The 12183-nt window shown below is 32.6% G+C and carries 12 protein-coding genes; 9 read left to right on the top strand and 3 right to left on the bottom strand.

The genetic code is table 11. The features are described from left to right. Positions 1-96 precede the first annotated feature (96 nt). The 8 genes from WN975_RS11165 (at position 97) to WN975_RS11200 (ending at position 9809) form a co-directional block, all read left to right on the top strand. The gene (locus tag WN975_RS11165; RefSeq protein ID WP_337966597.1) at positions 97-1365 is read left to right on the top strand and encodes an alginate export family protein; all 1269 of its coding nucleotides are present in this window, start codon (positions 97-99) and stop codon (positions 1363-1365) included. Between the two features lie 136 nt (positions 1366-1501). Beyond that, entirely contained in the window at positions 1502-1867 is a 366-nt protein-coding gene (locus WN975_RS11170) for a hypothetical protein (protein WP_337966598.1), read from the top strand. Between the two features lie 221 nt (positions 1868-2088). After that, complete coding sequence (locus tag WN975_RS11175; protein ID WP_337966599.1) at positions 2089-2583, top strand: hypothetical protein; 495 nt, start codon at positions 2089-2091, stop codon at positions 2581-2583. Next, positions 2580-2951, top strand: coding sequence for a hypothetical protein (locus tag WN975_RS11180; protein WP_337966600.1), 372 nt, complete (start codon positions 2580-2582; stop codon positions 2949-2951). The genes WN975_RS11175 and WN975_RS11180 overlap by 4 nt, the downstream gene beginning before the upstream one ends. A 69-nt stretch (positions 2952-3020) precedes the next feature. Next, positions 3021-3734, top strand: a complete 714-nt coding sequence (locus WN975_RS11185; protein WP_337966601.1) for an endonuclease/exonuclease/phosphatase family protein — start codon at positions 3021-3023, stop codon at positions 3732-3734. Between the two features lie 3 nt (positions 3735-3737). Then, positions 3738-4358: a class I SAM-dependent methyltransferase gene (locus WN975_RS11190; protein WP_337966602.1), complete on the top strand. Its 621-nt coding sequence runs from the start codon at positions 3738-3740 to the stop codon at positions 4356-4358. 233 nt (positions 4359-4591) lie between these two features. Further along, the gene (locus WN975_RS11195) at positions 4592-8110 is read left to right on the top strand and encodes a molybdopterin-dependent oxidoreductase (RefSeq protein WP_337966603.1); all 3519 of its coding nucleotides are present in this window, start codon (positions 4592-4594) and stop codon (positions 8108-8110) included. A 268-nt stretch (positions 8111-8378) separates the two neighbouring features. Further along, positions 8379-9809: a rubredoxin gene (locus WN975_RS11200; RefSeq protein WP_337966604.1), complete on the top strand. Its 1431-nt coding sequence runs from the start codon at positions 8379-8381 to the stop codon at positions 9807-9809. A gap of 48 nt (positions 9810-9857) precedes the next feature. Here the strand turns inward: WN975_RS11200 and WN975_RS11205 are convergent, their stop codons facing one another. Genes WN975_RS11205 through WN975_RS11215 form a run of 3 tightly spaced genes read right to left on the bottom strand, consistent with a single transcriptional unit; the run spans position 9858 to position 11193 of the window. After that, a complete protein-coding gene (locus tag WN975_RS11205) occupies positions 9858-10316 on the bottom strand; it encodes a MarR family transcriptional regulator (RefSeq protein WP_337966605.1) in 459 nt (152 codons plus the stop codon). A gap of 14 nt (positions 10317-10330) precedes the next feature. Then, on the bottom strand, positions 10331-10777 hold the full coding sequence (locus WN975_RS11210) for an EVE domain-containing protein (protein WP_337966606.1): 447 nt from the start codon (positions 10775-10777) through the stop codon (positions 10331-10333). Further along, complete coding sequence (locus WN975_RS11215; protein WP_337966607.1) at positions 10774-11193, bottom strand: SRPBCC family protein; 420 nt, start codon at positions 11191-11193, stop codon at positions 10774-10776. The genes WN975_RS11210 and WN975_RS11215 overlap by 4 nt, the downstream gene beginning before the upstream one ends. 361 nt (positions 11194-11554) lie before the next feature. On the opposite strand from WN975_RS11215, the gene WN975_RS11220 reads away from it, so the two are divergent. Further along, on the top strand, positions 11555-12169 hold the full coding sequence (locus tag WN975_RS11220; protein ID WP_337966608.1) for a hypothetical protein: 615 nt from the start codon (positions 11555-11557) through the stop codon (positions 12167-12169). Positions 12170-12183 lie beyond the last annotated feature (14 nt).

A 12183-nucleotide genomic window follows, 5' to 3' on the forward strand; every position in this document is an offset into this window, starting at 1 on the left:
ACTCTTTAGAAGTTAAAAATTAGGAATATGATTATTATCACAAAAAAAGAAATCTTTTTCTTATACTTTTATACCATTATCTAAACAAACCAAATTATGAAAAATCTAAAAATAATTCTTTTATTGCTATTAGCAGGAATAAGTGTTGATAGTCAGGCACAGGAATTAGACGTAAATTTACAAATAAGACCACGTTTTGAATATCGAAATGGTTATAAATCGCTTTTACTAGATGGTCAGGATGGAACTTCGCAAATCTCACAACGTTCAAGATTAAACTTCAATTACAAACAAGATCAATTAACTGTAAAATTAACTTTTCAAAATACCAGAACCTGGGGAGATGTAACAACTACAGCTTCTGCAGACAAAAATGGTGTAGCTGTTTTTGAAGGATGGGCACAATACGATTTCACCGAAAAGTGGAGCGCCAGAATGGGACGTCAGGTACTTTCATACGATAATCAACGTATTATGGGAGAAATGGATTGGGCGCAACAAGCTCAAAGTCACGATGCGTTAATGGTTTCTTTTCATCCAAAAAACCATCAACTTGACATGGGATTAGCTTATAATTCAAATGCCGAAAATACTGTTCAAACACCTTATACAATAGCCAATTACAAAACAATGCAATATGCTTGGTATCATACCACTTTTGATAAAATTGGAGCAAGTCTATTGTTATTAAATACAGGTTATGAATTTTCAAGAACACCTAATCCTGAATTAATCATAGATTACATGCAAACTTTTGGAACTTATTTAACCTACAAAACAGGAAAAATTGACAGTAACTTAAGTTTCTATGGTCAAACCGGAAAAAGTACGGATCAACAAGTTAGCGCTTTCGATGCTGCAATAAACGTTGGATATAGCATAACTGATTCTTTTAAAGCTGGTTTAGGTTATGAATTTCTTTCTGGAAAAGCTACAAATGACGGAAGTTCGGTAATTAAATCATTTAACCCAATATTTGGTACCAATCACGGTTTCAACGGTTATATGGATTATTTTTATGTGGGTAATCACTTAAAAAATGTTGGTTTGCAAGATGCTTTCTTAAAACTAAACTATAATTCTAACAAATGGCAATTTGCTTTGATTCCGCATGTATTTTTAGCTGCTGCAGATGTAGTTACTCCTGCTCCTCAAAACGAAAAAATGGATTCTTATTTAGGAACTGAAGTTGATGCTACTTTTGGCTATAGCTTTAGAAAAGACATTAATGTTTCTGGTGGTTATTCTCAAATGTTTGGATCTAAAACTATGGAATTTATAAAAGGCGGAGATGCGGGACATACCAATAATTGGGCTTGGTTAATGATTTCTGTTAATCCTAGAATTTTTAGCTGGAAAAAATAATTTATCTTCAAATTTCACCTATATATTTTACCCTTTTCCTATTTCGGAAAAGGGTATTTTTTTTATCATTCCGAAAACTTGTTTTATGCTTTAATTAGTTATATTTGAATCGAATATGAACCCCAAATTCTATCCCATGAAACAACTTCTAAAATTATCGATGCTAACTTTTATAGTTACTCAAACAGGTTTTTCGCAAAAATATAATGATACCTTAATTTCGAGAGATTCAGAAATAAATTTTGCAAAAACACAAAAAAGAGGAATTAAAAAAAACAACATTATTTACTTTGTCGAAAATGACTTACAGACAATATCTGCTTATAAAAAAAACAAACTAAAATGGCAGATAAATGTAGTTTCTGTTTGTGGAAAACCAAAAAACGGTGAACCTGAAATAAGATATGTCGGATTTAATACAAACAAACTACTTGTTGTTATGGGAAAGCATAATTTTGCAGAAGTTGACATCAATAGTGGTTTAACAAAACTTGTTGGTTAAGATTTAAAGCCGAATTTTTAGTTTTAAAAAATAAATACTTTAAATTTTCCTTATATATTCTACCCTTTTTCATTTTTTGAAAAAGGGTATTTTTTTGGTTTTTTCAGCAAACTCATTCTGTACTTTAATTAATTATATTTGAATGAGTTTTCTAAGAATATTTCTTTGACAACATTACTTTTAGCTCTTCTTAAAAATCACAAAAAAGTCAACACTATCCAATGAAATTTAAAGGCATAATAATTTTATTCGTTTCGATAATTCTATTCTTTTTTATCGGATTACTTCAAGATATAGAGTACAGAACTTTAACACGAACGCTTATTTCAAAAATTGCAAATTATGATTTGGAATATTATGGAGGAAAGGAATTTAGACTTTTTGTTCCTGATTTAGGTTTTATACTTACATTAATTCCCATTGGATTATATATTATTTCAAGATCACAAAAACAGAAAAGAAATAACTTCCTTTCTATTTTAATTTTTTCAGCACTTCTAGTTTTATTTTATTTTTTCTATTGCTTTATAGAATCTCAAATTATAAAATACACCGCTTCAGCTGATATTAAAAATACGTATTACTATCATCATCAAAATGTAAACTATCGACTTATTGCTTTATTTAGTATAATTTCATCCCAAATTTTAGATTATTTTATTTTAAAAAAAGTTTCGCCCCCAAATCAAAGCTCAACAAACAAAATCAACCTATGAAGAAACTTTTTAAACTATCTCTATTCACGTTCATTATTGCTCAATCAAGCTTTGCACAAAAATACAATGCAGACTTAATTTCAAAAGATTCAGAAATAAATTTTGCAAAAACACAAAAGAGAGGAATTAAAATCAACAATGTTATTTACTATGTTGAAAAGGATTTACAGACAATATCTGCTTACAAGAAAAACAAACTAAAATGGCAAACAAATGTAATTTCAGTCTGTGGAATACCAAAAGTTGGAGAACCTCAAATAAGATATATAAGTTTTAATAAAAATAAACTACTTGTTGTTATTGGAAAACATGACTTTGCAGAAATTGACATCAATAATGGCAATACAAAACTTGTAGGTTCAGATTAAAAAGAGCTATCTTTAATCACCGCAAGCGCGAGTGTCCAGCTCGTGAAAACAATCAAAATCTTTGATTCAATGAAAATCATAGCTTGGAATTGCAATATGGCATTCAGAAAAAAAGCCGAATTTATTTTGGCTTACAATCCTGATATTGCTGTTATTTCTGAGTGTGAAAATCCCGAAAAATTAAAGTTCGCTGACGGAATAAAAACTCCAACAGATATACTTTGGTATGGCACAAATCCGCATAAAGGACTTGGTGTTTTCTCTTATGGCGATTATCGATTTCAATTGTTGGATTGTCATAATCCAAGCTTCAAAAATATTTTACCAATTGCCGTAACTGGCGGAAAAATTGACTTTACTTTGTTTGCCGTTTGGGCTAATAATCCCGAAGATAAAGATGGCGCTTACGTTACTCAGGTTTGGAAAGCAATTAATCATTATGCTGATTTGATTCAGGAAACCAAAACAATTTTAGTTGGCGATTTTAATAGCAATACCATTTGGGATAAACCACGACGAGAAGGAAATCACTCGACGGTTGTGCAAACATTAGAATCAAAACAGATTTTTAGTACTTATCACAAATATTACAATCAGATACAAGGCAAGGAAGAACATCCAACTTTGTATATGTACCGTCACGAAAACAAACCTTATCATCTTGATTATTGCTTTGCATCAAATGATTTTATAGAAGTTTTAGAAAGTGTCGAAATTGGCACTTACAAAGACTGGACTATGTATAGTGATCACAAACCTTTAATAATTAAATTTAATATATAAACTATGAACAACTGGACTCAGCGATGGGACGACCGTTACAGCAGCGAAGAATTTGCGTACGGCGAAGAACCCAACAATTATTTTAAAGAACAAATTGAAAAATTAAACCCCGGAACAATTCTTTTTCCTGCCGAAGGTGAAGGTCGAAATGCGATTTATGCCGCAAAATTAGGTTGGAAAGTTTCAGCTTTTGATATAAGCGAAGAAGGAAAAAACAAAGCCTTAAAACTTGCCGAAGCCAAGAATGTTACAATTGATTATCAGGTTGGAGAATTAGAAACCTTGAATTATCACACCGAACAATTTGATGCAATTGCTTTAATTTACGCTCATTTTCCTGCAGAAATAAAATCAGCAATTCACAAAACACTCGAGACTTATTTGCGAAAAGACGGAATCATTATTTTTGAAGCTTTCAGCAAAAAACATCTCGAATATCTTGCTATAAACAACAAAGTTGGCGGACCAAAAGATATTGAATCTTTGTTTTCTATTGAAGAAATTCAAGCTGATTTTCCTGATTATAAAATCATTGAATTGCAGGAAAAGGAAATCGAGCTGAACGAAGGTTTATTCCATAACGGAAAAGGTTCTGTAATTCGATTTATCGGAAAGAAAAAATAAATTACACACATCATGTAGAGACGCATTGCAATGCGTCTCTACGAACTGACTCTCACAATATTCTCCAATTTTACCTCTTACAATTCCCTTTTTATTTTTTATTCCAAAACTTAAAATAAAATTTCAAAAATTACGTATTTATACGTAAAAATACTTATTTTTGTTTACACCAATATACGTGAATCATCTTAGATAGATATAAATTCATATTTAGTATTCAAAAACGAGTTATAATGCAAAATACCAAAATCAAAACTACTTGTTCCTATTGTGGCGTTGGCTGCGGAATTATCGTAACTAATGATGCTAAAAATGGCGTGATGGTTTCGGGTGACAAAGATCATCCTGTCAACAAAGGAATGTTATGTTCGAAAGGAATGAATTTGCATTATGTAGTCAATGATACTTCTGACCGAATTTTATATCCTGAAATGCGTGGTAGTAAATCCTATCCGCTGGAACGCGTAAGTTGGGATACGGCTCTTGATCGTGCCGCTGCGGTTTTTACTTCAATTATAAAAAAACATGGTCCCGATAGCGTTGGTTTTTATATTTCAGGGCAATGTTTAACCGAAGAATATTATTTGGTTAACAAACTAGTAAAAGGCTTTTTGAAAACCAATAATATCGATACCAATTCCAGACTTTGCATGAGTTCAGCCGTTGTGGGCTATAAAAAAACTTTTGGAGAAGATTCTGTTCCAATTGCTTATGATGATATCGAATTGGCCGATACTTTCCTGATTACAGGCGCAAATCCGGCTTGGTGTCATCCTATTTTATTTCGAAGAATTGAAAAACACAAAGAGAAAAATCCGAAAGTAAAAATCATTGTTGTAGATCCAAGACGAACAGATACAGCAGCTTTCGCCGATTTGCATTTGCAGATTCTTCCCGGATCTGATATTATTTTATATCACGCAATCGCCAAACGCATTATCGAAAAAGGATATGTAGATCACGATTTTGTAAAAAATAATGCCGAAAATTTCAAACAATATAAAGACCTTGTTTTAAATACTTCTTTCGAAAAAGCTTCTAAACTTTGTGGTATTTCGGTAAACGATATCAAACTTGCCGCAGACATTATCGGGAAAGCAAAAGGATTTATTTCGCTTTGGGCAATGGGATTAAATCAAAGTGCCGTTGGCGTTGATAAAAATACCGCTTTATTAAATTTATCTTTATTAACGGGACAAATTGGAAAACCGGGTTCTGGTCCGTTTTCATTAACGGGACAACCCAACGCAATGGGCGGACGAGAAGTTGGCGGAATGTCAACCTTACTCGCTGCACACAAAGACATTGCAAATCCGGAACATCGCAAAGAAGTTGCTGATTTTTGGGGCGTTAATGAAATCTCAGATAAACCGGGTTTAACGGCAACAGAAATGTTTGAAGCTTTAGAATCTGGAAAAATGAAAGCCGTTTGGATTATTTGTACCAATCCTATGGTGAGTTTACCGGATTCCCGCAGAATCGAAAAAGCTTTGCAAAATGCCAAATTTGTTGTTGTTCAGGATATTTCGCATAATGCGGATACTTCAAAATATGCCGATTTATTATTGCCCGCAGCAGGTTGGTTAGAAAAAGAAGGAACTATGACCAACTCTGAACGTCGAATTTCTTATTTGCCTAAAGGAATTAATGCGCCCGGAGAAGCTTTATCGGACATTGAAATTTTAATTCGCTTTGCTAAAAAAATGAATTTTCATGGTTTTAATTTCAATAGTGCCGAGGAAATTTACAAAGAACATTGTGCGTTAACCAAAAATACAAATATTGATATTTCATTTTTAAATTATCATCGACTAAAAACCGAAGGCACTTTTCAATGGCCAGTTCCGGATTATGGACATCCGGGAACTCCTCGCCTTTTTACTGATAAAAAATTCTATACGCCTTCGCAAAAAGCGATTTTCAATTTACCAACAGCAATTGAAAATACATCAGAACAACCAAGTCCGCAATTTCCGTTTATACTAACAACAGGAAGGGTTCGCGATCAATGGCATACAATGACCAAAACCGGAAAAGTATCCCGATTAATGACGCATACTCCAAGTCCGGTTTTAGAAATAAACCCAATTGATGCTTATAAAAATGATATCAAAAACGGTGATATAATTGTTGTTTCAAGCAAAAACGGAGAAGTTCGTGTTAAAGCAAAAGTGACTGATTCTATCAAAGAGAAAGTAGTTTTTCTGCCAATGCATTGGGGAAAACAACTGGAAAATGACTTGAACCGAACTAATAATTTAACCAATACAGTTGTTGATCCGGTTTCTAAAGAACCTGATTTTAAATACACTACAGTTGCGATTAGCAAATACGTAAAACCTTTTCAGAAAATTGCAATTATTGGTGCCGGAGCAGCTTCTTTTAGATTTATTCAGAACTATCGGGAATTTAATTGGACAGATGAAATTATTGTTTTTTCGAATGAAATAAATCCGTTTTACAATCGCGTATTGCTTCCGGAATATATGACGGGCGAATTTACGTGGGAACAATTATTAAAAGTTAAAGATGGTGAAGCTTTAAATAAGCTGAACATTACCATGAAAGCGGGCGTTGCAATTGATAAAATAAATGCCAAAGAAAAAACAATAATCGATAGTCTTGGCGAAATCCATACTTATGATTCTCTGATAATGGCAACCGGAAGTCGTCCTTTTATTCCTGAAAATGCACAACTTCATCTTCCGGGACGATTTACGGTAAGAAGAAAAGAAGATGCCGATCGTTTAAAAAAACATCTTGACAGCACCAATTTGCCTCCTGAAGAACAACATGTTGTAATTATTGGCGGAGGATTATTAGGTTTAGAATTAGCCGCAGCTTTAAAACATAAAAAAGTAAAAACAACCATTATTCAAAGAGCTTCACGTTTGATGGAACGCCAATTAGATTTAATTTCGAGTAAATTATTGGCCGAGGAAGTTCAGCTTCGTGATATTCAGATTTATTTTGATAATGAAGTAAGTACAGTTTTTGAAACCGAGAATCCAAATGAGATAGAAATCGCCCTTAAAAGCGGTAGAATCATAACCGCAAATGCGATTGTTTATACTATTGGAACAATTCCGAATATTGAAATTGCGCGCGAAACCGGACTTGCATGTGGTCGCGGCGTAAAAGTAAATCAGTATTTACAATCTTCAAATCCTGATATTTATGCTATTGGAGAAATAGCTGAATTTGATAATAAATTATTCGGAATCACTTCTGCCGCTGAAGAACAGGCAAATATTCTCGCTAATTTTATGGCGGGCGATATTAGTAGTTTCTACAAAGGCTCGATTTTGATGAATATTCTAAAATTAGAAGATATTAATTTATGTAGTATCGGAGATCTTACGATTCCAGAAAACGACGATTCTTACGAAGAAATTGTCTTTGCCGATCTAAAGAAACGTTATTACAAAAAATGCATCGTAAAAGACGATTTGCTTGTTGGAGCGATTTTAATGGGCGATAAAAATGAATTTGCCGAATTTAAAACGATGATCGAAAGTAAAATCGAATTATCGGATAAAAGGAATTCATTATTAAGAGGAAGTTCAAACGCAAAACCTGTTTTAGGAAAATTAGTTTGTTCCTGCAGTCAGGTTGGAGCAGGAAATATCGAAGACGCAATTAAAAGTGGTGTAAACGATTTCACTGATTTATGTAAAAATACCGGCGCCGGATTGGGTTGCGGAAGCTGTAAAACAGAGGTTAAAGAGATTCTAGCGAAATGTAAAGTTTAAAAATTTGTTTCAGGTTTCAGGTTTCTTGTTGACTTACTTTGAGCATAAATTTTACCGCAAAGTTCGCTAAGGTTTTTCGCAAAGTTTATAAAGTTTATATGCTGTATGTTAATTGTTTTCTATCGAAAAAGTTCACAAAGCTTTACTTTTAAATCTTTGCCCAAAGCTTTGCGAAACTTTGCGAAAAACCTTAGCGAACTTTGCGGTTAAATCAACACAATCCAAAAACCTAAAACCTGAAACAAAATAAACTTGAAACAAACAAAAAATGGAACTAACAAGATTAATAGTAAAAGGAGGCGTTATTTCGCCTGGAGAATTACGAGAAGTAGTTAATATCGCTATGGATCAAGGTTTAAATTCAATTTCCTTTGGTTCAAGACAAGATATTATTTTTCCGAAAGGATTAAAAACTATAGACAAAGAAAAAATTGGCAAGCATCATTTTGTGTTTCCAAATGAAAAAAGCGGCAATAATATTGTTTCTTCTTATGTTTCTACAGACATTTTCAGAAATACGAACTGGTTAACCGGAAACAAATTTTTGTACGTTTTAGAGCAGTTTAAAGAACAGCCGAAACTAAAAGTCAATATCAATGATCCAAAACAGCAACTTGTTCCGTTGTTTACCGGTCATCTCAACTTTATAGCTTCAGAACATGAGGATTATTGGTATTTATACATTCGTTTACCAAAATGGGAACGCATGGAAGTTTATCCCGTTTTAATTTATAGCTGGGATATTTCGAAGCTTTATTACGAAATTGAAAAAATCACAAACGAAGAATCTTATGATATTGATGTGCTTTTTAGTTTAGTCAGCGAAACTTTAGATACAAATAACAGAACGATTGACAAACCGCTAAATATTCCGTTTTATCCGTTTCCTTATTATGAAGGAATGAACAGAATGGGAATCGATCAATATTGGCTTGGTTTATATTGGAGAAATAATTTGTACGATTTAGATTTTCTTAGGGAAATGTGTGATTTGTGTTTCGATTGCAAAATTGGCAAAATATGTATCACGCCATGGAAATCATTTATTATAAAAGGAATTCCGAAAGACCGAAAACTGGAATGGGAAAAGTTTTTAGGAAAAAGAGGAATCAACGTCCGTCATTCTTTATTAGAATTGAACTGGCATTTGCCTGTTGCAATGGAATGGGCTTTGAATCTTAAAACTTTTCTGGTTCGAACGCTTGACCAATTTGACATTAGTACTTATGGATTAACTTTTGGAATATCTGAATACAATCGTGACGGACATTATTTTACTTCGATTGTAGTTGAAAAAAATGAGTTGCCAAAAGACCTTGAATCGATAAAAATCAGAGACACTTATAATGTTTTATTTGCGAAGAATTTCGATGCGAATACCCGAGAATATATTGTGCACTCGCAAGATATTGACAAACTTGAATTACCAACAATCCTGATCGAATTGAGTAGGAAGTATTTCGATGAACTCGGAAATTCTATTCCCGATGCAATAGAAAATTCGCAGAAAAAAGAAAAACCTCAGCTTGATATTTACCAATGTCAGGAATGCTTAACGCTTTACAATTCTGAATACGGAGATAAAACTCAGGGAATCTCAAAGGGAACTTTGTTTACTGATTTACCCGAAACCTTTTGTTGCTCTTTATGTGAATCTCCAAAGAGTAATTTTAAGATTCTTGAAGTTATAGCAAATTAATACTTCGCTTCTACTCAACCTGACATAATCATGTTGAGTAGAATTGATTTATTTCTGTTCTAATAATGCTATTAAATTTTGGTTTAAATCTTTCGTATTTACTCCCATCACAGAAAAGAATTTTCGATCAAAATCTTCGACCGTTACAATTGCTTTCTTAATGATCTCTTTTCCTAAATCATTAAGCACAACGACTTTTGCTCTTGTATCTGTAGCATGCTCTTGTCTTGTAATGAGACTTTTTTGTTGCAAAGTTCTCAAAACTGTCGAAGTCGTCATTGGGTCAATTTTTGTATGTGCCGAAAGAATAATTTGTGTAACTTCTTGTTTATGAAGCGTAAGCCAATGTATACTCGCCATCAATACAAACTGCGAATGCGTTATATTGTGTTCTTCTAAAGCTTTTTTGATCTCGCGTTGCCAAAGATTCGTTACTTGCCACAGCAAAAAACCAGAACTTTCTTCCGGTTTTTCAACACTAAAGGTATTATCTTCTGCTTTACTCATTTTTATTTTTTCTGTTACGAATTATCAGTAACGTTTGTTTTAGAAATCATTTTTGAAGTTATAAAGTTAAAATCATTTTCGTTGATTTCAAAGAATCCATAACGAAATGGATATCCCCAGGATTTTTTATTGGGTATAAACTCCAGATTTTCAATTAACGGAAGTATCGAAACTTCATTAGCTTTCACAAATTGAATATTTCGCCTAAAAGGCACAAAATTTTCACTCATTTGAAAAGCATATACTTCATCACCGACTACTTTTCCTAAAGCTGTAAAACATTGGCATTTTTCATTTCCTTCCATTGTTATTTTAGAAGAGTAAATTAAAATATAATCTTCCTTTTGCAATCTCTTCAATGGTCCTTCTTTTCCATGACAAACCTGAATAAATCCGCCATTTATAGCTCTTTGTGCGTGCTCTTTTGATATGGTTGCTATCCAATATTTCTTCGTTCTCATAATTTAGATGCTGCTTTAATTTGTTCCTGAACATCGATCGGCAAAGCATCGACGATCTTTTTTGCTACTAATTTCACCCAAAGAAAACCTAATAATCCTTTTACGGTTATAATATTCGTAATTTTTAATCCATCAGGAGTTTCTTCAAATATATGTTCATCATACATTTTGGCTAAAGGAAAATTAGTAACATCCAGAAATCTTTTGTTTTCTATAACTTCCAATAATTCAACTTTTACATTCGGACCGCCTTTTGGTCGTAGTAAAAAATGATTTCCTTTTTCAAAATTGTCCACTAATTTGGCATATTCAATTCCTGTGTCCCAAGTATGCCAATTATTTACATCTACAAATAAATTCCACATTTGCTCCTTCGTCACCGCTTTTGTTACTACTGAATGAGATTTTGACCACATTTTGTTTTAAATTAAAATTAATAAGTACAAATATAATAAGTGCACTTATAATAATTACTATGTTATCTCATTTTTTTTATTTCCAAGTTAAAATAATCGGAAAATAAGCGAGAATTATAAGTTTAGATCATTTTTTTGTCAGTGGAATTGTTAAGAGATTTTCATTTTAAAATTTCGAATAAAAAACAAAACACTAAAAATCAATACTTTAAACCTTTAATTTAAAGAAAAACTTAACATTGGAATAGTTTTTTATTACTTACATTTACATAACAACCAGTTAACAATTTCTTAATCTTCAATCGTAACTTCATGGAGATTAATTAAATGCAAAGTGTTTTATTAATAAAAATTGTAAGATATGACAAACCCAACAACAGAAAACGGTGCTGAACAAACCGATTTAACGCCACCTGTAGAGTCAACTACTCCAACAGAGCAGCCTGTAAAAAAACCTGCGCCGGTGAAAAGGACTCCTGCCGCAACGGTAAAGAAAACTCCAACGCCTGCAGTAAAAAAGACTCCAGCCGCTACAGTAAAAAGCGCTACCACTACTCCAATTAAAAAAACAAGAACTGCTCCAGTAAGAAAAGTTACTCCTGCTGCAGTTGAAAAACCTGAAGAAATAACGACTCCAAAAGTTATTATCGAAGAAAAGAAAGTAGAAGGAGCATCAGAAGACGCAACGGAAACAAAAGGAGAAAATACAAAAGATAAATCAACAGATAAATCAACAGATAAAAAGAAGAAAAAAGTGAAAGATAAAGAAAAAGACAAAGCGAAAAAGAAATTAGCAAAGGCAAAAGAAAAAGCTAAAAAAGACAAAAAGAAAGAGAAAGCTAAAAAAGCAAAACAAAAAGCTGCAGCAAAGAAAAAAGACAAAGCAAAAAAAGCGAAAGATAAAGCGAAAGCAAAAAAAATAGCAAAAAAGAAAGCTAAGTCTCAAAAAAAGTCAAAAGCTAAAAAGAAAAAATAATATCAGAAAGGTTT

Source organism: uncultured Flavobacterium sp. (genome assembly GCF_951805225.1).
Taxonomy (GTDB): Bacteria; Bacteroidota; Bacteroidia; order Flavobacteriales; family Flavobacteriaceae; genus Flavobacterium.